The sequence below is a fragment of the Streptomyces sp. NBC_00096 genome, from assembly GCF_045041305.1.
GTDB lineage: Bacteria > Actinomycetota > Actinomycetes > Streptomycetales > Streptomycetaceae > Streptomyces.
The window spans coordinates 1082150-1108780 of the sequence record NZ_CP108221.1; the positions used below are offsets into that span (position 1 = coordinate 1082150).

23 protein-coding genes are annotated in these 26631 nt (G+C 73.1%); 14 read left to right on the forward strand and 9 right to left on the reverse strand.

The window, feature by feature from the left end; translation table 11 throughout:
* From OG904_RS04690 to OG904_RS04710, 5 genes are all read left to right on the forward strand, one after another.
* The gene (locus OG904_RS04690) at window positions 1-1341 is read left to right on the forward strand and encodes a sulfate adenylyltransferase subunit 1 (protein WP_405487657.1); all 1341 of its coding nucleotides are present in this window, start codon (window positions 1-3) and stop codon (window positions 1339-1341) included.
* Window positions 1342-1552: 211 nt separating this feature from the next.
* Complete coding sequence (locus OG904_RS04695) at window positions 1553-2698, forward strand: ABC transporter substrate-binding protein (protein WP_405487659.1); 1146 nt, start codon at window positions 1553-1555, stop codon at window positions 2696-2698.
* A gap of 40 nt (window positions 2699-2738) precedes the next feature.
* A complete protein-coding gene (locus OG904_RS04700) occupies window positions 2739-3533 on the forward strand; it encodes an ABC transporter ATP-binding protein (protein WP_405487661.1) in 795 nt (264 codons plus the stop codon).
* The gene (locus tag OG904_RS04705) at window positions 3520-4440 is read left to right on the forward strand and encodes an ABC transporter permease (protein ID WP_405487663.1); all 921 of its coding nucleotides are present in this window, start codon (window positions 3520-3522) and stop codon (window positions 4438-4440) included. Before OG904_RS04700 ends, OG904_RS04705 begins: the two co-directional genes overlap by 14 nt.
* Window positions 4441-4445: 5 nt before the next feature.
* Complete coding sequence (locus tag OG904_RS04710; RefSeq protein ID WP_405487665.1) at window positions 4446-5219, forward strand: sirohydrochlorin chelatase; 774 nt, start codon at window positions 4446-4448, stop codon at window positions 5217-5219.
* Window positions 5220-5323: 104 nt separating this feature from the next.
* On the opposite strand, the gene OG904_RS04715 is transcribed toward OG904_RS04710, so the two are convergent.
* Window positions 5324-6340 (reverse strand): ketopantoate reductase family protein, encoded by a 1017-nt coding sequence (locus OG904_RS04715; protein ID WP_405487667.1) that lies wholly within the window; start codon window positions 6338-6340, stop codon window positions 5324-5326.
* Window positions 6341-6384: 44 nt separating this feature from the next.
* Between OG904_RS04715 and OG904_RS04720 the strand changes: the two genes are divergently transcribed.
* Window positions 6385-7242 carry an aldo/keto reductase gene (locus OG904_RS04720; RefSeq protein WP_405487669.1) on the forward strand — a complete coding sequence of 286 codons (858 nt, stop codon included), beginning with the start codon at window positions 6385-6387 and terminating at the stop codon, window positions 7240-7242.
* A 108-nt stretch (window positions 7243-7350) separates the two neighbouring features.
* The gene (locus OG904_RS04725; protein WP_405487671.1) at window positions 7351-7665 is read left to right on the forward strand and encodes a hypothetical protein; all 315 of its coding nucleotides are present in this window, start codon (window positions 7351-7353) and stop codon (window positions 7663-7665) included.
* 113 nt (window positions 7666-7778) lie between these two features.
* Here the strand turns inward: OG904_RS04725 and OG904_RS04730 are convergent, their stop codons facing one another.
* On the reverse strand, window positions 7779-8333 hold the full coding sequence (locus tag OG904_RS04730) for a DUF1697 domain-containing protein (RefSeq protein WP_405487673.1): 555 nt from the start codon (window positions 8331-8333) through the stop codon (window positions 7779-7781).
* 259 nt (window positions 8334-8592) lie between these two features.
* Between OG904_RS04730 and OG904_RS04735 the strand changes: the two genes are divergently transcribed.
* Complete coding sequence (locus OG904_RS04735) at window positions 8593-9477, forward strand: phosphotransferase enzyme family protein (RefSeq protein WP_405487675.1); 885 nt, start codon at window positions 8593-8595, stop codon at window positions 9475-9477.
* Between the two features lie 23 nt (window positions 9478-9500).
* The gene (locus OG904_RS04740; RefSeq protein ID WP_405487677.1) at window positions 9501-10139 is read left to right on the forward strand and encodes a hypothetical protein; all 639 of its coding nucleotides are present in this window, start codon (window positions 9501-9503) and stop codon (window positions 10137-10139) included.
* Between the two features lie 72 nt (window positions 10140-10211).
* On the opposite strand, the gene OG904_RS04745 is transcribed toward OG904_RS04740, so the two are convergent.
* The gene (locus tag OG904_RS04745) at window positions 10212-10814 is read right to left on the reverse strand and encodes a DUF2867 domain-containing protein (protein WP_405487679.1); all 603 of its coding nucleotides are present in this window, start codon (window positions 10812-10814) and stop codon (window positions 10212-10214) included.
* A 96-nt stretch (window positions 10815-10910) separates the two neighbouring features.
* Between OG904_RS04745 and OG904_RS04750 the strand changes: the two genes are divergently transcribed.
* Window positions 10911-11468 carry a TetR/AcrR family transcriptional regulator gene (locus tag OG904_RS04750; RefSeq protein ID WP_405487681.1) on the forward strand — a complete coding sequence of 186 codons (558 nt, stop codon included), beginning with the start codon at window positions 10911-10913 and terminating at the stop codon, window positions 11466-11468.
* A 100-nt stretch (window positions 11469-11568) separates the two neighbouring features.
* Here the strand turns inward: OG904_RS04750 and OG904_RS04755 are convergent, their stop codons facing one another.
* Window positions 11569-12285, reverse strand: coding sequence for an exonuclease domain-containing protein (locus OG904_RS04755; RefSeq protein ID WP_405487683.1), 717 nt, complete (start codon window positions 12283-12285; stop codon window positions 11569-11571).
* An 81-nt stretch (window positions 12286-12366) separates the two neighbouring features.
* Window positions 12367-13644: an SAV2148 family HEPN domain-containing protein gene (locus tag OG904_RS04760; RefSeq protein WP_405487685.1), complete on the reverse strand. Its 1278-nt coding sequence runs from the start codon at window positions 13642-13644 to the stop codon at window positions 12367-12369.
* Between the two features lie 319 nt (window positions 13645-13963).
* Between OG904_RS04760 and glgX the strand changes: the two genes are divergently transcribed.
* Window positions 13964-16078, forward strand: coding sequence for a glycogen debranching protein GlgX (glgX, locus tag OG904_RS04765; protein WP_405487687.1), 2115 nt, complete (start codon window positions 13964-13966; stop codon window positions 16076-16078).
* Here the strand turns inward: glgX and OG904_RS04770 are convergent.
* Window positions 16063-17346, reverse strand: coding sequence for an MFS transporter (locus OG904_RS04770; RefSeq protein WP_405487689.1), 1284 nt, complete (start codon window positions 17344-17346; stop codon window positions 16063-16065). The genes glgX and OG904_RS04770 overlap by 16 nt on opposite strands.
* Window positions 17347-17428: 82 nt before the next feature.
* On the opposite strand from OG904_RS04770, the gene treY reads away from it, so the two are divergent.
* Window positions 17429-19780 (forward strand): malto-oligosyltrehalose synthase, encoded by a 2352-nt coding sequence (treY, locus tag OG904_RS04775; protein ID WP_405487691.1) that lies wholly within the window; start codon window positions 17429-17431, stop codon window positions 19778-19780.
* Between the two features lie 20 nt (window positions 19781-19800).
* Here treY and OG904_RS04780 read toward each other — a convergent pair whose 3' ends face one another.
* Complete coding sequence (locus OG904_RS04780; protein WP_405487693.1) at window positions 19801-22152, reverse strand: NB-ARC domain-containing protein; 2352 nt, start codon at window positions 22150-22152, stop codon at window positions 19801-19803.
* Between the two features lie 279 nt (window positions 22153-22431).
* On the opposite strand from OG904_RS04780, the gene OG904_RS04785 reads away from it, so the two are divergent.
* Entirely contained in the window at window positions 22432-23877 is a 1446-nt protein-coding gene (locus OG904_RS04785) for an RICIN domain-containing protein (protein WP_405487695.1), read from the forward strand.
* Between the two features lie 119 nt (window positions 23878-23996).
* Entirely contained in the window at window positions 23997-25316 is a 1320-nt protein-coding gene (locus OG904_RS04790) for a M14 family zinc carboxypeptidase (RefSeq protein WP_405487697.1), read from the forward strand.
* Between the two features lie 67 nt (window positions 25317-25383).
* Here the strand turns inward: OG904_RS04790 and OG904_RS04795 are convergent, their stop codons facing one another.
* Together OG904_RS04795 and OG904_RS04800 are read right to left on the reverse strand one after the other, a co-directional pair.
* Window positions 25384-25854, reverse strand: a complete 471-nt coding sequence (locus tag OG904_RS04795) for a GNAT family N-acetyltransferase (RefSeq protein ID WP_405487699.1) — start codon at window positions 25852-25854, stop codon at window positions 25384-25386.
* Window positions 25855-25956: 102 nt separating this feature from the next.
* Entirely contained in the window at window positions 25957-26520 is a 564-nt protein-coding gene (locus tag OG904_RS04800) for an FHA domain-containing protein (RefSeq protein ID WP_405487701.1), read from the reverse strand.
* Window positions 26521-26631 lie beyond the last annotated feature (111 nt).

The window sequence follows — 26631 nt, forward strand, 5'->3', positions numbered from 1 at the left end:
ATGACCTCCACCACCGAGCAGTTCGCCGACCTGTCGGCGACCACGCTGCTGCGCTTCGCGACCGCCGGTTCCGTCGACGACGGCAAGTCCACCCTGGTCGGACGCCTGCTGCACGACTCCAAGTCGATCCTCACCGACACCCTCGAAGCGGTCGAGGCCGTGTCCGCCCAGCGCGGTCAGGACACCCCCGACCTGGCGCTGCTCACCGACGGCCTGCGGGCCGAGCGGGAGCAGGGCATCACCATCGACGTGGCCTACCGCTACTTCGCCACCGCCCGGCGCCGGTTCATCCTGGCCGACACCCCCGGGCACGTGCAGTACACGCGGAACATGGTCACCGGCGCCTCCACCGCCGACCTCGCCGTGGTGCTGGTCGACGCCCGCAACGGCGTGATCGAGCAGACCCGCAGGCACGCCGCCGTCGCGGCCCTGCTGCGGGTCCCGCACGTGGTGCTGGCCGTCAACAAGATGGACCTGGTGGGTTACGAGGAGAAGGTCTTCGCCGCGATCGCCGAGGAGTTCACCGCGTACGCCTCCGACCTGGGCGTCCCGGAGATCACCGCGATCCCGATCTCGGCCCTGGCCGGCGACAACGTGGTCGAGCCCTCCGCGCACATGGACTGGTACGGCGGCCCCACGGTGCTGGAGCACCTGGAGACGGTCCCGGTCAGCCACGACCTCACCGCCTGCCCGGCGCGTTTCCCGGTGCAGTACGTGATCCGGCCGCAGACCGCCGAGAACCCGGACTACCGGGGCTACGCGGGCCAGATCGCCTCCGGCGTCCTGCGGGTCGGCGAAGCCGTCACCGTCCTGCCGTCGGGCCGCACCTCGGTCATCGAGGGAATCGACGCGCTCGGTGAGAGCGTCGACATCGCGTGGGCCCCGCAGTCGGTGACCGTGCGCCTCAAGGACGACATCGACATCTCGCGCGGCGACCTGATCGCGCCGTCGGCGAACTCCCCCGCCACCACGCAGGACGTCGAGGCGACGGTCTGCCACGTGGCGGACCAGCCGCTGGCCGTGGGCGCCCGGGTGCTGATCAAGCACACCACGCGCACGGTCAAGGCGATCGTCAAGGAGATCCCCTCGCGGCTGACCCTGGACGACCTGTCCCAGCACCCGAACCCCGGGCAGCTGGTGGCCAATGACATCGGCCGGGTCGTCGTCCGGACCGCCGAGCCGCTCGCGCTCGACTCGTACGCCGACTCGCGCCGCACCGGGTCCTTCCTGCTGATCGACCCGGCGGACGGCACCACCCTGGCGGCCGGCATGGTCGGCGAGTCCTTCGCCTCGAAGGCCGAGACCACCGTTCAGGCCGATGAGGAAGGGTGGGACTTCTGATCATGCTTGCCGACATTTACGCCACCTTCGCGAAGGAGGGCGGCCGGGTGGGCAGCGGCTCCCTCGGCAGCGGCCAGGGAGGGGTGGGGCGATGTGCGTGATGACGTACGCGCACCGCATGCGCGCCCACACCCCCCACGAGCTGTACCCGCCCTTGCTCCACAGACGAAGACGTGCGTCGTGAAACGACGCTACGAGAGGAAGTCCTCCCGTGCCTGCCACCGGTACCACCCGTAAACTGCGCTCTTCCCACAGCCTGCGCCGCAGCATCGTCGCCGCCGCCGCCCTCCCGCTCCTGATCGGCGCCCTCGCCTCGTGCGGCTACGGTTCCGATGCCAAGAAGGACGACGCTCCCGCGAAGGAGAACGTCGCCGCCGACGCCGGCAAGAAGCTGTCCGCCACCGAGGTCCGCATCGGCTACTTCCCGAACCTGACGCACGCCACCGCGCTCGTCGGTCTCCAGGAAGGCCTCATCGCCAAGGAACTCAACGGCACCACGATCAAGCCGCAGTCCTTCAACGCCGGCCCCTCCGAGATCGAAGCCCTCAACGGCGGCTCCCTCGACATCGGCTTCATCGGCCCCTCGCCGTCCATCAACGGCTACGTCAAGTCCAAGGGCTCCAACCTGCGGATCATCTCCGGCTCCGCCTCCGGCGGCGTGAAGCTGGTCGTGAACCCCGACAAGATCAAAACCCTGGACGACCTCAAGGGCAAGAAGATCGCCACCCCCCAGAAGGGGAACACCCAGGACGTCGCGTTCCTCAACTGGATCTCCGAAAAGGGCTGGAACGTCGACCCCGAGTCCGGCAAGGGCGACGTCTCCGTCGTCCGCACCGACAACAAGGTCACCCCCGACGCCTTCAAGCAGGGCTCCATCGACGGCGCCTGGGTCCCCGAACCCACCGCCTCCAAGCTCGTCTCCGACGGCGCCAAGGTCCTCCTCGACGAGACCGACCTGTGGCCCGACAAGAAGTTCGTCATCACGAACATCATCGTGTCGCAGAAGTTCCTCAAGGAACACGCGGACGTCGTCGAAGCCGTCCTGCGCGGCACCGTGAAGACCAACGAGTGGATCAACGCCAACCCCGACAAGGCGAAGGCCTCCGCGAACGCGAAGCTGGCCGCCGAAGGCGGCAAGCCGCTCGACGCCAAGGTCATCGACCCGGCCTGGACCAGCATCCTGGTCACCGACGACCCGCTCGCCGGCACCCTGAAGACCGAATCCGACTGGGCCGTCAAGGCCAAGCTCATCGAGCAGCCCGACCTCACCGGCATCTACGACCTGACGCTCCTGAACAAGGTCCTCAAGGCCGCCGGCAAGCCCGAGGTCTCCGACGCCGGCCTCGGCGTCAAGTAACCCCTCCAGTACCCGTCCCGAATCCCAGGAGGTGACGACCATGGCCACCATGCTTGCCAAGGCTGCCGAGGGCACCGTAGCGGAGCAGACGCACGCCGCTCGCATCGAGCACGTATCGAAGTCCTTCTCCGGCCCGGCCGGATCGCAGCTCGTCCTGGACGACATCAGCCTCGATGTCGCTCCCGGAGAGTTCGTCACCATCCTGGGTGCCTCGGGGTGTGGAAAGTCCACCCTGCTCAACCTGGTCGCGGGGCTCGACAAGCCGACCGCGGGCGTCATCGAGACGCCCGGCGGGCGGCCGGCCCTGATGTTCCAGGAGCACGCCCTCTTCCCGTGGCTGACCGCGGGCAAGAACATCGAACTGGCCCTGCGCCTGCGCGGGGTGGCCAAGGCCGACCGCAAGTCCGAGGCCGAGCGGCTGCTGGAGCTGGTCCGGCTCGGCGGCGCGTACGGCAAGCGGGTCCACGAGCTGTCCGGCGGCATGCGCCAGCGCGTGGCCCTGGCCCGGGCGCTCGCCCAGGACAGCCAGCTCCTGCTGATGGACGAGCCGTTCGCGGCGCTGGACGCCATCACCCGTGACGTGCTGCACGGTGAGCTGACCCGCATCTGGGAAGAGACGAACCTCTCCGTCCTCTTCGTCACGCACAACGTCCGCGAGGCCGTGCGGCTCGCGCAGCGCGTGGTCCTGCTGTCCTCGCGTCCCGGCCGGGTCGCCAAGGAATGGACCGTGGGCATCCCGCAGCCGCGGCGCATCGAGGACGCGGACGTCGCTGAGCTGTCCCTTGAGATCACTGAACACCTGCGTGGGGAGATCCGCCGCCATGGCCAGCACTGACACCACCCCCGAGGCCGGGACCAGGGCCGACGCGAAGGCCAGGGCCAAGACCGACGATCTCGCCGGCCTGGAGGCGGGCCTCGACGCCCTCGACGCCGTCCAGACGCACCGCACGCCGGTCCGTGAGGTCCTGGTCAAGAAGGTCCTGCCGCCGGTCATCGCCGTCGGCCTGGTCCTCCTCGTCTGGCAGATCCTGGTCGCGGCGAAGGTCACCGACGAGACGAAGCTGCCCTCCCTGTCCGCGGTCTGGGACAGCCTGTCCGCCATGTGGCTCAAGGGCACCCTGCTGGAGGTCATCTGGACCAGCGTCTCCCGCGGTCTGCTCGGCTTCCTGCTGGCCCTGGCCATCGGCACCCCGCTCGGACTGCTGGTCGCCCGGGTGAAGTTCGTCCGCGCCGCGATCGGCCCGATCCTCCAGGGCCTGCAATCCCTGCCCTCGGTCGCCTGGGTGCCGCCGGCGGTGCTCTGGTTCGGCCTCAACGACGCGATGATGTACACCGTCATCCTGCTCGGCGCCGTCCCGTCCATCGCCAACGGCCTCGTCTCCGGCATCGACCAGATCCCGCCGCTGTTCCTGCGGGCCGGCCGCACCCTGGGCGCCACCGGCCTGAGCGGCGCCCGGCACGTGATCATGCCGGCCGCGCTGCCCGGGTACCTGGCCGGCCTCAAGCAGGGCTGGGCCTTCTCCTGGCGCTCGCTGATGGCCGCCGAGATCATCGCCAGCTCGCCCGACCTGGGCCTGGGCCTGGGCCAGCTCCTGGAGAACGGCCGCAACAACATCGACCTGCCCGGCGTGTTCCTGGCGATCATCCTGATCCTGGTCGTCGGCATCGCGATCGACCTGCTGATCTTCAGCCCGGTCGAGCGGTGGGTGCTGCGCACCCGCGGCCTGCTGGTCAAGAGCTGATCAGCATGTACGCGCCCGCCACGCACTCCCCCGCCCTGCTGGTCATCGCCCACGGCAGCCGCGACCCGCGGCACGCCGCGACCGTGCACGCCCTCACCCGCCGGGTGCGGGCACTGCGGCCGGGGCTGCGCGTGGAGACGGCCTTCCTGGACTTCGACACCCCGACCGTCGACCAGGCGGTGGCCTCCCTCTACCTGTCGGGCGTACGGGAGGTCGTGGCCCTCCCGCTGCTCCTGACGCGGGCGTTCCACGCGAAGTCCGACATCCCGGCGGTGCTCGCGGGAGCGGCGTCCCACTTGCCGGACCTCTCGGTCCGGATCGCGGACGTGCTCGGTCCGTCCCCGCTGCTGCTGGCGAACCTGGAGCGCCGCCTGTGGGAGGCCGGCCTCACCCCGGCGGACCGCGCCACCACCGCAGTGGTGCTCGCGTCCGCCGGATCCTCAGACCCGGAGGCGATCGCAGTGATCGCTGAAACCGCGCGGGAGTGGCGGCACACCGGTTGGTGCGCCGTGCGGCCTGCGTTCGCCTCCGCTGCTCTCCCCCGTACGGAGGACGCCGTACGGGCCCTGCGCGCGGAGGGCGTCCGCCGGATCGCGGTGGCCCCGTACGTGATCGCCCCCGGCCGGCTCCCCGACCGCATCGCGGCGGGCGCCGAAGCCGCGGGCGCGGACGTGCTCTCCGCCGTCCTGGGCCCCTCCCCTGAACTGGCCCGCCTGCTGCTGCGCCGCTACGAGGCGGCGGCCCTCACCCCGGCCCGAGTCCCGGCGCTGACGGCGTAGCCGCATTCCCTTCCGGCCCGTCCGGCGTTTGAGGACCGGGGGCTGGAGCGGAGCCGCAGGGAACGGTGGAAGGGTGGTTCGGGGGCGGCCCCGCGCAGCGGCGCCTACGCGCGGGCGGCCGCCTCGTCGGCCAGGGCCGTCAGGTCCTCGATGGACATCGCGCCCGGCGGCAGCCCCTCGCGGGCGAAGATGTTCGCCGCGTGCCGCAGCGTGTCGTTGACCGGCGTCGCAACCCCGTGCAGCCGCCCCAGCAGCACGATCTCCCCGTTGAGGTAGTCCGCCTCCACCGACCCCGTCCCCCGCGCCAGACTCTGCCAGGAGGATCCGCCCCGCAGCCCGGCCGGCGCTTCCACCTTGTTCCCGCGGGCCGCCGACTGCTCGTCCTCCGAGGCGTAGGGGATCCCGGCGGCCCCGAAGGCCGCCTTCGCCTCCCGGATCGCCCGCAGCAGCAGCGCCGCCTTCGCGGGGCCCGGTTCGGGTCCGGTAGTCGCCTGGATCGCGTTGCTCAGGTTGCCCAGCAGCTTCGCGTACTTCCACCGCATGACGTCCTCGACGACCGGCGCCTCGAAACCGGCCTTCTCCAGGTCGGCCGCGATCCGCCGGGCCCTGGCGTCCGTGCCCCCGGCCGCGGGCCCCCCGGCGGCCGGGCCGATGTGCAGGATCCCGGTCAGCGGCGTGCACAGCGCGGAGACGGCGCCCGGCTCCAGGAAGGTCGCCGGCAGCCACACGCAGACCCCGTACACGTGCGCGAAGCGCCGTAGGGCCAGGCGTTCGCTCTCCACGCCGTTCTGCGCGCACAGAACCGGCAGCCGCTGCGCCGCCGTCCCGCCGCCCGCGACCTCCGCGTCGGCCCACACGTCGAGCGCGGCGAGCGCGTCCTGGGTCTTGACCGTCAGCAACAGCACGTCGTCCGGGCGCAGTTCGCCGAGATCGGCCGGACCGTCGGCCACGGGCAGCCGGTGCACCCGCTCCCCGTCCGCCGTGGTGAGCCGCAGCCCGTCCGCCCGGAGCGCCAGCGCGTGGGCGCCGCGCGCGACGAGGACGACCTCGCTGCCGGACTCCGCGAGCCGTCCTCCGATGGTCGCGCCGATCGCACCGGCGCCGATGATGATGTAACGCATCCCGTGAGCCTGGCACATCCGGGGCCCTGGGTTACGGTCGGGCCATGCCTGTTGACGCGGTTGAGACGTTCACCCTCGGTGGGGACCTGCCCGTACGCCGTCTCGGGCTCGGTACCGGCGGTCTGGTCGGCGCCGGGTACTGGGGTCCGCGCGCCTCCCGCGCCGAGTCCGTGGCACTGCTGCGCACCGCCGTGGAGCGCGGGGTCACCCTGATCGACACCGCCGACAACTACGGTCCCCACCTGGCGGAGGAACTGGTCGCCGAGGCGCTCCACCCGTACGGGGAGCGGCTCGTGGTCTCCACCAAGGGCGGGGTGGTGCGCACCGGCCCGGACCGGTGGCACGCGGCGGGCCGTCCCGACGAGCTCCGCGCGATGTGCGAGGCGAGCCTGCGCAGGCTCCGGCTGGACCGGATCGACCTGTACCAGCTGCACCGCTTCGACCCCGCCGTCCCGATGGCGGAGCAGCTGGGCACGCTGGGAGAGCTCCGGGCGGAGGGCAAGATCCGCCACATCGGCCTGAACACGGTGACGCCGGCCCAGCTCCTGGAGGCCCTGGCCCTGGTCCCGGTGGCGTCCGTCCAGAACCCGTACAACCTGCTGGACCGTTCCTCGGCGGAGCTCCTGGCCCTGTGCGAGGTCCGCGGCATCGCCTTCCTCCCCTACTACCCGCTGGGCAGCGGCGCCCTGACCCGCGAGAGCGCGGCCGCGCTGACGGCGGTCGCCGCCGAACACGGCGCGTCCACCGGCCAGATCGCCCTGGCCTGGCTCCTGCGCCACTCCCCGGTCCTCTGCCCCGCCCCCGGCACGGGCTCCCCGGCCCACCTGGCGGAGAACCTGGACGCGGCCACGGTCCACCTGACCCCGCGCGAGGTGTCCCTGCTGGACGCGCTGGCGGGGTGACGGGCTGATACGCGGAGGAGCGGTCGCCGATACACGGCGGCCCGGGTCCCGATACGTTCCCCGGTCATCCTGGATGTGCCCAGCCCGCACGAACCTCAGGAGCCCCTCGTGAACGCCTCTGCCACCTCCGCCACCTCCACCTCCGCCACCTCCGCCACCGCTTCGTCCCCTGCCGAGCCGCGCTGGAGCGACGTGGCCTCCCGCACCCAGATCGGCATGTTCCGGGCCGTGTGGGGCGTCGGCGCGCTCGCCGCCATCGCGTCGGCGCTGTTGGTCGTCGGCGGCTTCTCCGCGAACCGGATGGCGGGCGAGTCGGGACAGCCCGCCGCCGTACTCGGCCTGATCGGCCTGTGCCTCAGCGGAACGGTCCTGACCGTCGGCATGCTGGCCCGCTTCGTCGTGCTGAAGACGGCACGCCGCTGAGCCCTTCGCCCGGGTCCGGGTCCAGCCGGCGGCGCCGGCCCCGCACCGGTCCATGAGGGCCGCGTACTCGGCGGGAGGCCGGGCGCCGCGCTCTTCGAAGGGCCGCTCGCCGGTCAGTCGCGGGTGAGCTCGACCAGTTTCGCGACCGTGTTCCAGTTGCGGGTGGTCACGTCCAGGCCCTTGACCACGGCCGGCTTCGCCAGGGCCTCGGCCAGCTTCGAGCGGCCCAGGCCGTTCGGGGCGTAGAGGTAGATGACGCGGTCGCCGACGCGGTACTCCTCCGGGAGGTACGCGGGGCCGTCGATCGGGGCGAAGCGGGACTCGGCAGGCTGCTCGGAGCAGAAGGTGGCGTGGAGCTGCTTGCCTTCCAGGTCGGCGGCCGGGAAGGGGCAGGCGTCGGCGACGGCGCGCAGGTAGGCGCCTTCGACCACCAGGCAGGGGACCCGGAAGCCGAAGTGGGCTTCGATGGCGGCCTCCAGCGCGCGGGCGAGGACGGCCGGGTCCTGCCGCGCGGCGCTGCTGAAGACGGCGTTGCCGCTCTGCAGGTAGGTCTGCGCGTCCTCGTGGCCGATGCCCTGCAGGACCTGGCGCAGTTCGGCCATGGGGACCTTCTTGTTCCCGCCGACGTTGATGCCCCGCAGCAGCGCCGCGTACTTCGTCTTGGTCATCCCCGAACGATAGGGCGCCCCACCGACAAGGCCCCCTCAAACCGTCCGGGCCGGTGTCGACGGCCTGCGGGACCGCGACCATCGGGGTGCCGGTGGCCGGCCCCTCCTGGCTGCCGCCGGCGCCCGCTGTCCTCGTCGATGCCGTTCCCGTGGAGCCAGGCGCGGCCTGGGCGAAGAGGGCGGTGCGGGGTGCGAGACTTGGCTGATCGAGAACGCCCGGCACACCACCGGGCGATCGGACGGACCGCGGAGAACGGCAATGGACGAGGCACAGGCCAGGCAAGCCCTGACGGCGGCGGGTCTGACCACGGCGCGGGCCGGGGCGGGTGCCGGGGCCGGGGCCCCCGAGCTGCTGGCCCTCGGCGAGAACGCCGTCTTCGCACTCGGCGACGGCCTGGTCGCCAAGGTCGGCCGGGAGGCGGCCCTGCTGCCCCGCGCCGAGCTGGAGCTCGCGGTCGCGGGCTGGCTCGCGGACTCCGGCATCCCGGCGGTCCGCGCGGCCGAGCCGGAGCCCCGGCTGGTGGACGGGCACCCGGTGACGCTGTGGCACCGGCTCCCCGACGCGGTCCGCCCGGCCGGCCCCGAGGACCTCGCGGCGCTGCTGCGGCGGATCCACGCCCTGCCCGCGCCCCCCTTCGCACTGCCCCCGCGCGATCTGCTGGGCGGGGTCGAGCGCTGGCTGCGGCTGGCGGGCACGGCGATCGACCCGGCCGACGCGGCGTACCTGCGGGCCCGCCGCGACGGGTACGCCGGCCAGGTCGCCGCCCTCACCCCGCACCTCGCGCCGGGCGCGATCCACGGCGACGCGCTGCCCCGCAACGTCCACGTGGGCCCGGACGGGCCGGTACTGGTCGACCTGGAGACGGTCTCCGCCGACCTGCGCGAGCACGACCTGGTGGTGATGGCGCTCTCCCGCGACCGGTACGGGATGCCCGCCGAGTCCTACGAGGCCTTCGCGACGGCGTACGGCTGGGACGTGCGCGACTGGGAGGGCTGCGCGGTCCTGCGCGGCGCCCGCGAGACGGCCAGCTGCGCCTGGGTCTCCCAGCACGCCCCGACCAACCCGAAGGCCCTGGCCGAGTTCCGGCGCCGGGTGGCCTCCCTGCGCGAGGGCGACCCGGAAATCCGCTGGCACCCGTTCTAGCGGTGGCGTATCAATCTCCGCATATGAAACTGCCCCTCACCATCCACCGCGCCCGGCTCGGTCCGACGGAGTTCAAGGTGATCCGCCCGGCCCGGCCGCCGGCCCGCGCCCTGCTGTCGGACGGCGACTGGTTCCTGGAGGCCCAGGTCGACCAGGAGGCGGCGCAGCTCATCGCCGGGCTGTGGGCGCTGGCCGCCACCTCTCCGCGCTCGCTGGTGCACATCCCGCCGCGGCGCACCGACCCCGGTACGGGGGCACCGGGCCTCGACCTCGTCCTGCTGCACCACTCGCTCCAGTTCGCGCCCTCGCGCTGGAAGGAGCTGCGGGCCCGGCTGGACCCGGGCCGGACGCAGACCGCGAAGCTCCCCGGCCCGGCCCCCCACGACCCCTCGGCCGCCCCCCGACCGCAGCGGGGGCACCAGGAGAACCGGGACCGCTTCCACCAGCACGTCCGCGCCGGAACCCTGTTCATGACGGGGAGCGCCGGGCTGTTCGCCGACACCGCGTGGCTCTTCGCCGACATCGCCCACCGGGCCCCGGGCCATGTCCTCGCCCATCCCGACCGCTCGCACTACTGCACGCGGCTGGGGCACTACGACCGCACGGTCGGGGCCGGCAGGGAGCTCCACGTCGTCTACCGCGACCAGTGGCCGGCGCCCTGAGGACTCCCGAGGGTTCCCGAAGGGCCCCGAGGGCTCCCGAAGGGCCCTGAAGGCTTCCGGGCCCCTTCCCGGTCAGGGCGCGCCGGAGTCCGCCCGGCCCGCCTCCCACGCGCGGCCGATGCCGCGGATCATCGCCGGGTACACCCCCAGGTACCGGAAGGGCTTGATGGCCGCCATGTAGAGCGTGCCGAAGAGGCCGTTCGGCTTCACCAGGACGGCCATGCGGCCGTGGTAGCCGCCCGCTCCGTCCGCGTCCTCGACCCAGCCGATGTGCAGGACCCCGTGCACGGTCCGGTTGGCCATCTCCGCCGCCCACTCGTCGTGCGTCTGGTAGACGGAGGTGAACGGGAACGAGCTGAGGTCCGGCCCGCTCGCGCCCTCACGGAGGTCTTGCGGCAGCCGGTCGCGCAGGGACTCCACCCGCGTGCCGACACCGTCGGCGGGCCCGTCCCAGCCGAGCAGCGCCCCCAGCTTCCAGCGGATCGCGAAGAGCGCCCGCCCCACCGGGGAGGCGACGCGCTCCCCCGTACCGTTCCTGAACTGGTCCACGAGCCGCGCGAGGTCGTCGGGGCCGCCCGGTGTCGGCAGGTCCCACACGTCCTCGACCCTGAAATCGCCGGCGATCTCGTGGATCCGCCAGGGGCGGTCGGTGTGGGCGGTCCTGGGGAGTCTCATGAGCAAGCCCCTATCTATACGATGCCGTATAGAAGAAGGCTAGCACCGATCTATACGCCACCGTATGGATCGGGTCCGTGGGAAGGGAGACACATCGTGGGCGCGACCCGCACCCCGCGCGTCAGCTGGATCGAGGAGGGGCTGCGCGCACTCGCCGCCGGAGGCCCCGACGCCGTCCGGATCGAAGCGCTCGCGCAGTCTCTCGGCGTCAGCAAGGGCGGTTTCTACGGGCACTTCGGCAACCGGGACACCCTGCTGACCGAGATGCTCGACACCTGGGAGCGCGAGGTCGCCGAGGCCGTCATCGAGCAGGTGGAGAACGCCGGCGGGGACCCGCGGGCCAGGCTGAAGCGGCTGTTCGCGATCGCCGCGGCCGCCGACGGGCCGGCGATGGGCGTCGCGGCCGAGCTCACGATCCGCGACTGGGCCCGGCGCGACGAAGCGGTCGCGGAGCGGCTGCGGCGGGTCGACAACCGCCGCATGGACTACCTGCGTTCGCTGTTCGGCGCGTTCTGCCCCGACCAGGACGACGTCGAGGTCCGCTGCATGATCGTCTACTCCATGCGGATCGGGAACTACTTCATCGCGGCCGACCACGGCGCCCGCAGCCGCGCCGAGGTCATGGAACTGACCCGGGACTGGCTGCTGCGCTAGGCCGTCACTTTCGGATCTTGCCGGGCCCCCGACGCCCGGGCACCGCGCCCGGGCACCGCGCCCCGGCACCGCGCTCCAACGCACCCTGGACGCGCTGCCCTCAGACCCGGTACGGCACCACGGGCCAGGCCCGTTCGACTATCGCCTCGGGGTCCGAGGTCCGGCGCAGGTAGCTCTGCAGCGAGGCCGCCTGCTCGGCCGCCGCGCGGACCTGGAGGTCATGGAGGTCCGCCAGCCCGACCGCCCCTATCGCGGCGTGCCTGGCCCCCATCCGCCGCGCCGCGCGGGCCGCCGCCAGCGCGTCCGCGCCCGCGTTGTGCGCCTCGTCGAGGGTCACGCCGTAGTGCTCGCAGAGCGCCTGGAGGGTCCGCCGGCCCTTGCGGTACCGGTCCGCGTGCTTGTCCAGCACCAGGGGATCGATCACCGGGGCCGGCCGGCCCGGCCACCGCTCGCCGAGCGGCTGGATCCCGTGGCGCCGGCATTCGCGGTCCAGCAGGGTCAGGTCGTACCGCGCGTTCATCACCACCAGGGGGGTTCCCGAGCTCAGCGCCTCGAAGAGCGTGCCGGTGATCTCCTCGATCGCGGCAGCGGCCGCCATGCCGTGGACGCGGGCGTGGTCCGTGGAGATGCCGTGGATGGCCGAGGCCTCCTCCGGGATCGCCACCCCCGGGTCGACCAGCCACGTCCGCTCCCGCGCCACCCGCCCGTCCGGCCCGAGCACCACGACCGCCGCCGTCACGATGCGGTCGGACTCGATGTCGGTCCCCGTGGTCTCCAGATCGAAGGCCACCATCGGCCCGCCGTGCCAGTCCCCCATGCCGTGCTCGCCCTCCACCCCGTGCCCCCGTCCCCATCCCTTTGCGTCAACGGCTTTCAGCCTGCCACGGGGCACTGACAGTCATGACACCGGGCGGGAGTCCTGCCAGATCGATTCGAATTCCTCGCGGTAGGTCGGGAACAGCCCGAGCTCCGCGTCGCGGTCCCGCGAGGCGCGTCCGCCGCCGCGCAGGACCAGGACCGGCGTCTCCATGCCCCGGGCCCGGCGCAGGTAGGACTGGACCACGGCGATGCCCGAGGACTCCCCCTCCACCAGGTAGGCCGTGAAGCGCGGGGTCTCGTCGAAGACGTGGATCTCGAAGCCCGAGGCGTCGCGCAGGCCCGCCCGGACCCGCCGCACGTGCAGGATGTTCATCTCCACCGACCGGCTCAGCTCGCCCTTGCGCAGGCCCAGCTCCCGCTCGCGCCGCTTGACGGCGCTGCTCGCCGGGTTCAGGAACAGCAGCCGCACCCGGCAGCCGGCCTCCGCGAGGCGTACGAGTCTTCGGCCCGAGAAGTTCTGGACCAGCAGGTTGAGCCCTATGCCGATGGCGTCCAGCCGGCGCGCACCCCCGAAGAGGTCCTCCGCGGGCAGCTGGCGCTGCAGCCGCACCCGGTCGGGGTGGACGGAGATGACGTCCGCGTACCGGTCGCCGACCAGGTCCTCGACGGCGTCGATGGGCAGCCGGTCCGCGGCCGGTGAGCCCGCGCCGCCGCCCAGTACCTCCAGCAGCCGCGCCGAGGCCCGCTCGGCCTGTTCCAGGACGGGACGCGACAGGGCCCGGTTGCGCGAGACGACGTTGCGCGTGACCTCCAGCTCGTCCAGCGCCTGCTCGATCTCGCGCCGGTCGTCGAAGTAGGGCTCGAAGCAGGGCCAGTGCTGGACCATCAGCTCGCGCAGCTGCGGCAGGGTGAGGAAGCTCAGCACGTTGTCGTCGGCGGAGTCCAGCAGGTAGCCCTTGCGCCGGCTGACCTCCCGTACCGCGACCGCGCGCTGCACCCACTCCTGGCCGGCCGGGCCCGCGGCCGCGACGACCCAGTCGTCCCCGCCGTGCACGGGCTCGTAGACCGGCCGGAGCACCGCTCCGACCACCGACCGCAGCCGCTGCTCGATCAGGTTCAGCCAGATGTACGCACGGCCGGCGCGCTGGGCCCGGGTACGGACCTCGCTCCAGGCGTCCGCGCCCCAGTCCAGCTCGGCCCCGGCTCCCGCCTGCGCCTTCCCGGTCCTCCCGGCCTCCGGCGGGGCCAGTGAGACCGCCCCAGCGGGCATCCCGCCGGGCGCCCCGCCTGCGGTGTCCGCCGGGCCACCCTCGTGACCGCCGTCACCAGGGGGCAGCTCCAGACCTCCCGAGCTCACCCGTGCACCGCCTCCTGCGTCTGGACGCCCGTCTCCAGTGATCACGGAAGGGTACTCCGCGCACACGGCCCACTGCAGCCCGATGAGTCCCCGGGCGGCCCGACGCGCCTTGCGCCGGAAGTGCGTTGACCCATTATCCGATGCGCCGACCATCCGATCTCCCCATGGTCCGCTTGTCCGCCGACCCTCATATCAGCTCTCCGGGTCACCCGGTAGGACCCTCCCAAGTCCCCGCGTGAGGGCCCTCTTTCGGGGAAGATCTGCCAGTGACGTGGTCCACGCCGGATCAACCCGAGACAGAGGGGAAGAGTCGTTCTCTATGCAGGTCTGGCCAGGACAGGCGTACCCGCTCGGTGCCACGTACGACGGCGCCGGCACCAATTTCGCGGTCTACTCGGAGGCCGCCCGACGCATCGAGCTGTGCCTGCTGCACGACGACGGTTCGGAGACCGCGGTCGAACTGCGCGAGACCGACGCGTTCGTACGGCACGCCTACCTCCCGGGCGTGATGCCCGGTCAGCGCTACGGATTTCGCGTGCACGGCCCGTACGAGCCCGAGCGCGGCCGGCGCTGCAACGCGGCGAAGCTGCTCCTGGACCCGTACGCGCGGGCCGTCGCGGGGAGCATCGACTGGGGCGAGGAGGTCTACGGCTACCACTTCGGCCGGCCCGACTCCCGCAACGACCTGGACTCCGCGCCCAAGAGCATGAGTTCGGTGGTGGTGAACCCCTACTTCGACTGGGCCAACGACCGGCCGCCGCGCCACGAGTACCACCACACCGTGCTCTACGAGGCCCACGTGAAGGGCCTGACCATGCGCCATCCCGACCTCCCGGAGGAGCTGCGCGGCACGTACGGGGCGCTCGCGCACCCGGCGGTCATCGGGCACCTGACCAAGCTCGGGGTGACGGCGCTGGAGCTGATGCCGGTCCATCAGTTCGTCAACGACCACCGCCTGGTGGACGACGGGCTCAGCAACTACTGGGGCTACAACACCATCGGCTTCTTCGCCCCGCACAACGGCTACGCCTCGGGCGACCGCGGGCAGCAGGTGCTGGAGTTCAAGTCGGCCGTCCGGGCGCTGCACGAGGCCGGGATCGAGGTGATCCTCGACGTGGTCTACAACCACACCGCGGAGGGGAACCACCTGGGCCCGACCCTGTCCTTCCGGGGGCTGGACAACGCCTCGTACTACCGGCTGGCGGACGATCCGCGGCACTACATGGACACCACGGGCACCGGGAACTCGCTGCTGATGCGCTCCCCGCACGTGCTCCAGCTGATCATGGACTCGCTGCGCTACTGGGTCACCGAGATGCACGTGGACGGCTTCCGCTTCGATCTGGCGGCCACGCTGGCCCGCCAGTTCCACGAGGTGGACCGGCTGTCCTCGTTCTTCGACCTGGTCCAGCAGGATCCGGTGGTCAGCCAGGTCAAGCTGATCGCGGAGCCGTGGGATCTGGGCGAGGGCGGCTACCAGGTGGGCAACTTCCCGCCGCTGTGGACCGAATGGAACGGCAAGTACCGGGACACGGTACGGGACCTCTGGCGCGGGCAGCCGCGCACGCTGGCGGAGTTCGCCGGACGGCTGACGGGCTCCTCCGACCTCTACCAGGACGACGGGCGGCGGCCGCTCGCCTCGATCAACTTCACCACCTGCCACGACGGCTTCACACTGAACGACCTGGTCTCCTACAACGAGAAGCACAACGAGGCCAACCGTGAGGGCAACCGGGACGGCGAGACCCACAACCGGTCCTGGAACTGCGGGGTGGAGGGCCCGACGGAGGACCCGGCGGTCGGCGAGCTGCGCGAACGCCAGATGCGCAACTTCATCGCCACGCTGATGCTTTCGCAGGGCGTGCCGATGATCAGTCACGGTGACGAGTTCGCCCGGTCCCAGGGCGGCAACAACAACGCCTACTGCCAGGACAACGAGCTGTCGTGGGTGGCCTGGCCGGAGCCCGGCAAGCCGGCGCCCGCCCTGCTGGAGTTCACCCGGCGGATGGTGTGGCTGCGGCGCGAGCACCCGGTCTTCCGGCGGCGCCGCTTCTTCCACGGCCGGCCGGTGGAGGGCACGCACGACGAGCTCTCGGACATCGCCTGGTTCACCCCGCACGGCGAGCAGATGCGGGCCCGCGACTGGCAGGCGCAGCACGCGCGGGCGCTGGCGGTGTTCCTGAACGGCGAGGCCATCTCGGAGCCCGGCACCCGCGGGGAGCGGATCACCGACGACTCGTTCCTGCTGATGTTCAACGCGGGCGCCGAGCCCCAGGACTTCACGGTCCCGGCCGGGCACGGGTCGCAGTGGCGCCTGGTCGTGGACACGGCGCGGGCGGACGTACTGGCACCCGGTACCGGGCCGCAGTACGCGGCCGGGGACCGGGTGACGCTGACAGGACGGTGTCTGGTGGTGCTTCAGCGCCCGGCGTAGGCGGCGCCTCCCAGGACGGCGTCCGCGGTGGCCGCCGGGGCGGACGGCCGCGGAGCGTGCGTACGGGACTGCGGCACGCGGGTGACCAGGGCCAGGGTCAGGCACAGGGCGGCCGCCCCGACGGCCACCGCGAAGGCCGCGGAGGGCCCGTACCACTCGGCGAGGCGGCCCGAGACGGCGAGGGAGGCGGCCTGGCCTGCGACGAGCGAGCTGGCGGCGAAGGCCATCGACTCGGCGAGCCGGCACGGCGTCACCGCGCGCTCGGTGATCGCGAAGGCGGTGATCAGGTGCGGGGCGTAGGCGGCCCCGAGGACGGTGACGACCGCGTACAGCGGCCACAGGGTGGAGGTGAAGAGCAGCGGTACGGAGAGCACGAGCGCGGCCGCCGTGGCCACCCGCCAGCGCAGCCGCAGTCCGAAGCGGGCGGGCAGCGCGCCGAGCGAGAGCCCGACGGCGGCGCTGACGACGCCCATGGCGGCGTACACGATGCCGGCCTGGCCGGGGACGCCCAACTGTGCGGTGAGGGCGGCGATTCCGGCCTGGCAGGCGCCGAACATGGCGCCCTGGAGGGCCAGGGAGCCCCGGATCGCGAACACCACGCGCGGCGGCCGGACCTGGGACCGCTCCTTCTCCCGCCGTTCCCCCGCGGGCACCCCGGCCGTGACGGCGGCGGTCGGGTGCAGGGCGTAGACGGTGCCGAAGACGGCGACGAGGGCGGCGGCGCCGCCGAGGGCGACGGCCGGGTGCGCGATGAGCGTGGCGAGGCCGACGAGGGCGGGCCCGAAGACGAAGGAGACCTCGTCCAGCGTGCCTTCGAGCGAGTGGATGGCGCCCACGACGCTCTCGTCCGACTTGGCCCGGTGGGCCAGGGCCACGGAGCGGGTCCGCGCGAGCGGTCCGATCAGCGGGACGGAGGCACCGGTGACGGCGCCGATCGCGGCGAGCGGGACGGTGGCGAGGCCGGAGAGGGCCCCGGCCACCAGTGCGGCGGTGGCCACGGCATTGACCGCCGCGGCGGCCAGGACGACGGGGCGCTGCCCGTGGCGGTCGGCGAGCCGCCCCAGGACGGGTCCGAAGACCACCTGTCCGGCGGAGAGGGTGCCGCCGACGATGCCGGCGGTGGCCAGGGAGCCGCTGGTCTCGGCGACCAGCAGAACGCTGCCGAACTGGGACATCGCGACGGGCAGTCGGGCGAGGAACGATATGAGCGGCAGAAGGGGCCCGGTCAGGGCGATGACTTTTCGATAGGTGTTGACGGTTCCAAACACCTGAGCAACGTTAACCCGGCGCAGTCACCCGGATGCATTGGGTAATGGCACGGAATCCCGCATCCTGGGTACGTACGTTCTCATGAGCCTGCCCCTGCGCAACGGACGCGAATCCAGCCAACCGGAATCTGATGTTCCGTCGGCTGTCACCCCCACGTCGACCTACCGCCTCCAACTGCGCCCCGAGTTCACCTTCGACCGGGCGCGGGCAGCGGTACCGTACCTCGCCTCGCTCGGCGTGTCCCACCTGCACCTCTCCCCCGTCCTGGAGGCGGTGCCCGGCTCGGCCCACGGGTACGACGTCACCGACCACACCCGGGTCCGGGAGGAGCTGGGCGGGGAGCGCGGGCTGCGGGCGCTGGCCGCCGCCGCCCGCGCGCACGGGCTCGCACTGGTGCTCGACATCGTGCCGAACCACATGGCCGTCCCGGCGCCACTGCGCCTCAACCGGCCCCTGTGGGAGGTGGCCCGGGAGGGGCCGGACTCCCCCTACGCGCGCTGGTTCGACATCGACTGGGAGGCGGGCGGGGGCAAGCTGCTGCTGCCGGTGCTCGCGGCGCCCCTGGATCCGACGGAGGTGCGCGTCGCGGCCGGCCCGCGGGGCGAGCGGACCGTACTGCGGGTCGGCGAGCTGGAGTTCCCGCTGCGGGAGGGCACGGACCGGCTGGAGCCGGCCGCGCTGCTCGATGCCCAGTGGTACCGGCCGGCGCACTGGAGGGAGGCCAGGACCGGGCTCAACTACCGCCGCTTCTTCACCATTTCCGAACTGATCGGGGTCCGCGTCGAGGACCCCGAGGTGTTCGCCGCCACCCACGCCAAGGTGCTGGAGCTGGTCCGCGACGGGATCCTCGAAGGGCTGCGGATCGACCACGTGGACGGCCTGGCGGACCCCGGGGGGTACCTGCGGCGGCTGCGGGAGGGCGTCGGCGCGGACTGCTGGGTGGTGGTCGAGAAGATCCTGGCCCGCGGGGAACGGCTGGCCCCCGCCTGGCCGGTGGCCGGGACCACCGGGTACGACGCGCTCCACCGGGTCGACGGGGTGTTCACCGATCCGGCCGGGGCCGCACGGCTCGACGCCCGCTTCCGCGCATCGACCGGACAGCCCCGGTGGGCACAGACGGCCGCGGCGGGCGCCCGGGAGGTGCTGACCGGGGACCTGGCCGCCGAGCTGGCGGCGCTCCAGCGACTGGCCGGGCCGGAACTGGCCGACGCCGTAACGGAATTGCTGATCGCCTATCCCGTCTACCGGCCCTACCCCGGGGATCCGGAGCTCGCACCCGAGGCCCTGGAACGGGCCGCGGCGAGGGCCGGCACCGAGGCGGTGGCAGGCGTACGCGGGCTCGTGCTGCGCGATCCGGCCTTCGCGGCCCGCTTCGCCCAGACCTCGGCGGCCCTGCGCGCCAAGTCCCTGGAGGACAGGGCCTTCTACCGGTACGCGCCGCTGCTCTCGGCCACGGAGGTGGGCGGCGACCCGGGGAACCCGGTGGTCACCGTGGCGGAGTTCCACGCGTACTGCACCGAGCGGGAGCTGCTGTGGCCCCGCTCCGGGACCGTGCTGACCACGCACGACACCAAGCGCAGCGCGGACGTCCGGGCCCGGATCTCGGCGCTCTCCCAGGACCCGGAGTCCGTGCCCGCGCCGGCCGGGGCCGATCCCCAGCTCGCCTGGGTGGCCTGGCAGACGGCCTTCGGGCTCGGGGACGACGGCCCGGAGCGCGCCGCACGGCTGGAGCAGGCCCTGCTGAAGGCCGTCCGCGAGGCCGCCCTGCACACGACGTGGACCGAGCAGGACACGGCGTACGAGGCCACGGTCCCGGGATACGTGCCCGCGGCCGCCCCGGAGCCGGCCGGGCCGCTGGCGGCGGCGGCCCGCGCCAATCTGCTCGGCGCGGCGCTGCTGCACCTGACCGTGCCCGGGGTCCCGGAGGTCTACCAGGGCGCCGAGACGGAGTACCGGGCCCTGGTCGACCCGGACAACCGGCGGCCCGCCGTCTTCCCCCGGGAGGCCCTGGCCCGGCTGGACTCCGGGGCCGCGCCGGACGGCACGGCCGGGGAGAAGCTCGCCCTCACCGCCGCCCTGCTGCGGCTGCGCCGGAGCCGGCCCGGGCTGTTCACCGGCTACGCACCGCTGCCCGCCCGGGGCCCCGCGGCGGAGCACTGCGTGGCCTTCGCCCGGGGCGGCGCCCTGGTGGCGGTGGCCACCCGTCTGTCGCACCGGCTGGCGGGGGCGGGGGGCTGGCGGGACACGGCCCTGACCCTGCCGCCGGGCCGCTGGCGGCGGCTGCCGGTCCTCGGGGCTGAAGCGGGCGGGGCCGCCGGTGCGGGGGCTGCGCTCGAGGGCGAGACCCGGCTCGACGAACTCCTCGGCAACGCTGCGCCCGTCGCCGTCCTGCTCCGCGAGGACCGGGGAGCGGCCCCGGGGCCCGGAGCATGACGAGCGGCCTTCGCCCCCCGTCAGCCGGCTGACGGACCTGCGGCGTCGAGCGTCCGGTCGAGTTGGCGGAGGTGGTCGGCGGCTTCGGACGCGCGGGGGTTGTTGAGCCGGACGAGCGCCTCGTGTGCGGCGGTCAGGGCCGCGCGGGCTTCGTGGTGGCGCGTGAGGTGGCGCAGGACGATGCCGAGGTCGAGGCGGGCCGGTTCGCTCCAGGCGGGCGTCTGCGCTGCCTGGAAGTGGGTGAGGGCGTGGCTCAGGGGGTGTTCTGCTTCGTTCCACCGGTGGAGGGCGGCGAGGTCGTTGCCGATGTGCTGGCGGGTCACGGCGAGGTAGAGGCCGATCAGTTCCCGGGGCTTTCCGGGAATGCCGGCCTGGCAGATGGCTTCGCTGCGTCGGTGGATGGTCAGGGCCTCCTCGGCGCGGCCGGTCTGGCGCAGGTGCTGGCCGAGGGTGTTGAGGACGGTGAGTTCCGCGAGGCGGCTCTGGGGGTCGCTCTGCCCGCTGAGGTGGTCGGCGGCTTCCTGGAGCCGGGTGATGGATTCGCCGGTTCGTCCGAGCCGGTGGAGCGCGCCGGCGGCGTAGCCCAGGGCCCAGCCGACCTGGAGCCGGTCGCCGCATTCGCGCGCCGCGGCCAGGGCGGCCTGTGCGGTGGTCAGGGCCGCGGTGTGGTCGTGGAGGCACATGCTGCAGGCCCAGGCCAGGTAGTTGAGGTGGACGGCCTCGTCGCGTCTGCTGCCCAGGGCGCGGGCGGAGCCGACGGCCCACTGGAAGACCTGTGCCCAGGCTTCCCAGTGCGGGGTGCGGTCGGAGAACCAGTGCATCGCCTCGGCGGTGTCGATGACCTGCTGGTGCAGGCCGCGGGCCTGGGCGCGGCCCAGGGCGGCGAGCCACTGGGCCTTCTCGGCCTCCAGCCAGACCCGTGCCTGTTCGAGGTCGGCGGGTGCGGTGGCGGGATCGGGGTCGGGGGTGATGGGGCCGGTGCCGGGGTCGGGTGCGGTGTCGAAGAGCCGGGCTGCGGCCGTCGCGCGGTGCAGTGTCCAGAGGTCGGCCCGGTTCTGGGCGGCGGTGGTGTGCGCGGGCTCGTCCTCTTCGGCGAGTCGTTCGGCTGCGAAGAGGTGGAGGAGGTCGTGGAAGCGGTAGCGGTCGGCGGTGGGGTGGGGCTGGAGCAGTCCGGCGTCGGTGAGGTCCTGTGCGCATGTGGCGGCCTGGCGCAGGGGCAGTCCTGCCAGGAGGGCGGCGCTCTGGGGGCTGAAGTCGGGGCCGGAGGCGAGCGAGGCGCGGCGGAAGACGGTGCGGGTGGCTGGGGGCAGTTGCCGGTAGGAGAGGGCGAACGCGGCGCGGACCTGCAGTGAGCCGACTTGCAGGATGTCCAGGCGGGTGGTGTCTTCGGCGAGCTGGGTTGCGAGTTTGGTGAGGTGTTCGCCAGGGCGGGCGGCGAGGCGTTGTGCGGCGATGCGGACGGCGAGGGGGAGGTGGCCGCACAGGTCGGCGAGGTCGCGGGCGGCCTGGCTCTCGCGGCCCACCCGTTCGGGGCCGATGACGCGGGTGAGGAGTTCGACGGCTTCCTCGCGGCGCAGCAGCGTGAGTTCGGGGCGGTGGACCGCTTCGAGGCCGGCGAGGGTGCTGCGGCTGGTGACGATGGTGAGGGTGGGGCTGCGGCCGGGTAGCAGGGGGCGGACTTGGTCCTCGTCGGCGGCGTTGTCCAGGAGGAGGAGGATCCGGCGGTCGCGCAGCAGGGAGCGCAGGAGGCCGCTGCGGTCCTCGGTGGTGGCGGGGAGGGCGCCGTCGGCGGTGCCGAGGGCGCGCAGGAGCCGGGCGAGCGCGTCGCGCGGCGGGGTGGGGCGGGGGTCCATGCCGCGCAGGTCGATGGCGTACTGGCCGTGCGGGAAGCGGGGGGCGAGGGTGTGGGCGGCGTGGACGGCGAAGGCGGTCTTGCCCAGGCCGGGCTGTCCGCTGACCACGGCAACGGGCGGATGAGCGGGGTCGAGGTGTTCGGCCAGGGCGCGGAGCCGGTCCAGGGCCGAGCCGCGTGCGGTGAAGTCGCTCAGGTCGCGGGGCAGTTGGAGGGTGTGGTGCGGGACGGTCCGTGACTCTGGCCGGGCGGCGGGCCCGGCTCCGGAGCCGGGCCGGGGGCGGAGGTGGATGCGGCCGAGGTTCGCGGCGTGTGCCAGTTCGGCGGCGGCCGCATCGTCCAGGTCCAGGGCGGTGGCCAGGGCTTGGACGGTACGGCGCTGCGGCCCCCGGGAGCGTCCGCGTTCCAGGTCCGAAACGGCCCGCACGCTCAACCCCGCGGCCTGCGAAAGTTCCTCCTGGGTGAGCCTCGCACCCGTTCGCAGAGCATGCAGGCGCGCGGCGAACCCCTCGTTGCTCATGACTCGAATCCCCTGGTCGGCGTGGTTCCCCCCGAGTCGGCGGGTGCTACCGGCAGAAGTATGCCAAGACGTTGCGTCCACTTCTGCCGGTGGAACTTCGTGGTCCGGCCCCGGGTCCGCCGTGTTGGCTCGAGGTGGCACGGACGGCGGCCGGTCCGCCGGGCATCACGGTGCCCCGGGCCGCCCACACCGCCGTTCGACGACCGGTGCCGCACGCCCGCTCCGGTTCCAGCGACCGTCCCGACCCTGGGGAACCACATGTTTGCAAGAGGCTTCCGCGTGCTGCGAAGGCTGTCCCTGCCCGTCCTTCCGCTGCTCGTCCTGGCCGCGATGCTGCCCGCCCCCACGAGCGCGGCGGCGGCGTCCGGGGACAAGTACGCAGACGCCCGCCTCGACCAGTGGTCCTCGCTGACCACCCACAACTCCTACGCGAACTCCGGGGGGTTGCCGCCGAGGAACCAGTCGCGCAACATCTCCCAGCAGCTCGACGACGGCGTGCGCGGGCTGATGCTCGACACCTACGACGTCGCCGTCGACCAGGAGGGCAACGTCGACCTGATGATGTGCCACTCCACCTTCGCCTGCTTCGAGAGCTTCCGCGGCGGGCTCAGCAGGGTGGTGGACTTCCTCAAGGCCCACCCTGACGAAGTGGTCACGGTCTTCCTGGAGAACTACGCCAGCCGGGCATCGCTCACGCAGGCGGTCACCGACGTGCTGGAGGCCAAGAACGCGAAGAACCTGCTGTTCTCGCCCAACCAGTACGACATCGACAAGCGGAACTGGCCGCGGCTGCGCGACATGGTCTCCGACAACCGCCGCCTGGTGGTGTTCCAGGACAGGTGGGGAGATGACGTCCCGGTCAAGTCCAGCGACGGGAACAAGGAGTACGGGCGCCTCATGTACACCTGGAACCGTACGGTGGAGACGCTCTACGACTACGACGGCCGGCCGAGCGGCTGCGCATCGCGCAACAGCAACCCGGTGGGGCAGAACCCCATGCCCGGTACGGCCCTGACGCCGCTGTTCACCATGAACCAGTTCGACTCGAGCGTGCTGGACCCCGAGGCCAAGGCGCCGGGCGACAACGGCTCGGCCCTGAAGAACCGCATCGACAAGGACTGCCGTCCCGCCGCGGGCCACAACCCCAACTACGTCGCGGTGAACTTCTACGAGAAGAGCAGCACCGGCGGCGTCACCCCGATGTCCGTGGTCAACGAACTCAACCGCAACGCCCACATCTTCTCGCCGCACCCGGCGCTGTGGACCGTCACCTCGAACAAGCAGTTCATCGGGCAGACCTACGCGACCACTGCCCCGAACCGCTGCATGGTGCGCGGCGAGGACTTCCCCGACGGCTCGGGAGGCGTGGTGACACAGCGGGCCTGCGCGAGTCCGGCGCCCAGCAGCCAGCAGTGGACGGGCACCCTGCCGCCCTACGACAGCAAGAACCACTACTGGATCAAGGCGGGCAACGGCTACTGCCTCACCGTCCCGTGGAACCTCGGCGTGCCGCCCGGCAACGGCATGCAGCTGTTCTGGTGGCCGTGCGAGAGCCGGTGGGCCTCGGACAACCAGCTCTGGGAGATCATGCCGGCGGACCAGTACGGCGGGCGGCGCGCCTACTACTTCATCAACCGGTGGACCGGCAAGTGCCTGACCCTGGACCCCGCGACGAACGGCGGCAAGGCCGGCAAGGTCACCCAGGACGTCTGCCCGACCCGCTGACGGAACCCGGCACCGGCCCGGCCGGTCGATCGGCCGGGCTCTCGTCGGTCCGGGGCGACCGGGGAGCCGACTTCCAAAACACGGCCTAGCCCGCACCCCCCACGGGAATGGGACCGTCTGTGACCCTGATCCGTGACATGTGCTACCCCACCCCCCACGAACTGGCCCTGGCCGCGCGCGCCCTGGCCGATGAACATCCCTCCCTGGTCCGGCTCCGGCAGGCCGGCACCTCCCGGGCCGGGGAGCCCCTCTGGGTGCTTTCCGTGGGCCCCTGCGGCACCCCCCACACCGTGCTCGTCGTCGCCGGGGCCCACGCCAACGAGCCCGTGGGCGGTGCGACCGCCCTCGCGCTCGCCCGGACCCTCATCCGGGAGGCCACGGGACCGGACACCCCGGCCGGGCCGGGTACCGGCACCGGTACCCGGCCCGGCGGCGGGACCGGTCCGCGCCCCCGTACCGGCTGGCACTTCCTGCTCTGTGCCGACCCCGACGGAGCGGCCCTGCACCGCACGCCCCGCCCGTACTCCCTGCTCGACTACCACCGGAACTTCTTCCGGCCGCCCGGCCCCGAACAGCCCGAGTGGGCGCCGTCTTTACTGCCCCCGGACCGGCTCCCGCCCGAGACCCTCGTCCTCACCCGCCTCATCGACGAGCTCCGGCCCGCTCTCCAGGTCTCCCTCCACGGCACCGACCTCGGCGGTTCCTGGGTGCAGCTCACCCGGGACATACCCGGCCTCGCCGAGCCCTTCGGCAAATCGGCCGCCGAGCTGCGCATTCCGGTCGAGACCAGCGCCTCCGACGCGGCCGGCTGGCCCTCGCCCGGAGCCGGGATCTTCGTGATGCCCGAGCCGGGGACGGCGGCGGGCGGGGCCTTCCACCCCGAGGACACCCGGCTCAGCACCTGGTACCACGCCCACCGCCACGCCGGAACCACCGCGATCGTCGAAGTCCCCATGTGGGCCTCGGACCTGGTGGACGACCCGGCCCCGCACCCCGACCCGCGCGCCGCCCTGCGCGTACTGGCCGCACGGCTCACCGCCGACGCCGCGCGGGTGGCGGCGCTGCGGGAGGCCGCGGACGCCGGTACGGACCCGGCCGCCGCCCTGCTGCGCGCGGTGGACTGGACGCTCGCGCTGATCCCCCGGATCACCGTCGAGTGGACGGGGGCCGCGGCTCCCGCCGAGGCGACGGCGGCGTACATCGGGAGCATCGACGCCTTCGGCCGGCGGCTCTCGCTGCGCGCCGCCGCGATGCTGCTCCGGGTACTGCTCGCCCAGGGGCATCCGGCGGCGCCGGCCGTGGACCGGCTCGTCACGGGGTGGTGCGAGGAGTTCGCGGCCCGTTTCCAGGCGCGCTGGGTCCCGGTGGCCACACAGGTGGAGCACCAGTCCCGGGTGGTCCTGGCTGCCTACGACCGGCTCGTGGCGGCGGGCCGGTAGCCGGGGCGTGGCCGCGGGCCGGGCCGCGGGCGTGGCCGGGCGGGCGGCGCCGGCCGGGGAGGACGGCCTACTCGACCGGCAGGGCGTACCGGAGCTTCGGCCTGCCGGTCGCCCCGAGCCGGTCGTAGAAGCGGATCGCGCCCTCGTTCCAGTCGGGCGTCTGCCACTCGACGCGGCCGAAGCCGAGCTCGCGGGCGAGGTCGGCCACGCCGTCCATCAGAGCGGCGCCGAGGCCGTGCCCGCGGGCCTCCTCGGCCAGGTAGAGGCAGTCCATGTGGAGGTGGTGGCGGGCGTCCCAGAAGGAGAACTCGGCCGAGCAGGCGGCGTACCCGGCGACCGCGCCCTCAGGGGTCTCGGCCAGCAGCACCCGGAGCCGGGCCCCGTCGGCGAACAGCTGCGGACCGAGCCGGTCGGCGAGATCGGCCGGGCGGGGCGCCGACTTCTCGTACGCCATGTGCTCGCGCATCAGCTCGACCAGGCGGGGCAGGTCCCCGGGGCGCGCGGGCCGGACGACGGGGTCGGCAGACGCGTGTTCCATGGGTGCCATCCTCCGCGCGGACACCACCCGCCGCACAACCGGGTCCCGGGACGCGGGATTCGGGATTCGGGATTCGGGGCCCGGTTGCGGGGCCCGGGCGCCTCAGCCGGCCGACAGCCTGAACGACATCCGTCCGAAGCCGATCTGGTCCCCGTCCCGTACCACCGCCGAGCCCGTCACCCGGCGCCCGTTCACCGTGGTCCCGTTCGTCGAGCCGAGGTCCTTCACCACCCAGACCCCGTCCCGGATGCCCAGTTCGGCATGGGCCCGGGAGACCGTCTCGTGGCTGAGCCGCAGCCCGTTGCCCGGGTCACGGCCGATCCGCAGGGGTCCGGCGCTCGGGTGCGGCAGGAGCAGCGTGGGCAGCTTCTCGACGGCCCAGGCCCGCCGTACGCCCACCGAGACGGCCGAGACCCGCCCCACCCAGCCGAACAGCCGGCGGGTCCAGGGGCTCTCGTCCCCCTCCCGCTCCCCGAGGTCCGCCGTGAGCACCGCGAGGTCCTCGGAACGGCGGGCGACCAGGGCGAGTTCCATGCGGCGCAGGAAGGTGTCGTGGGACAGCTTCCCGAGGGCGGCGCCCTCCCTGAGCTGGCCCAGCGCACGGTCGCGCTCCGCGTCGGAGAGCCGCGGAGCGGGGTATGCGGGGAACTCGAAACTCGACGTCACAGGGTGATTGTCGGCCCGTCGGGGGCAGAGTGTCCAGAACTCCCCCACCGGGCCCGGGATGATGGCCCGGACACGCAGGTTGGGGTACCGCCGCCAGACGAGGGGACCGTC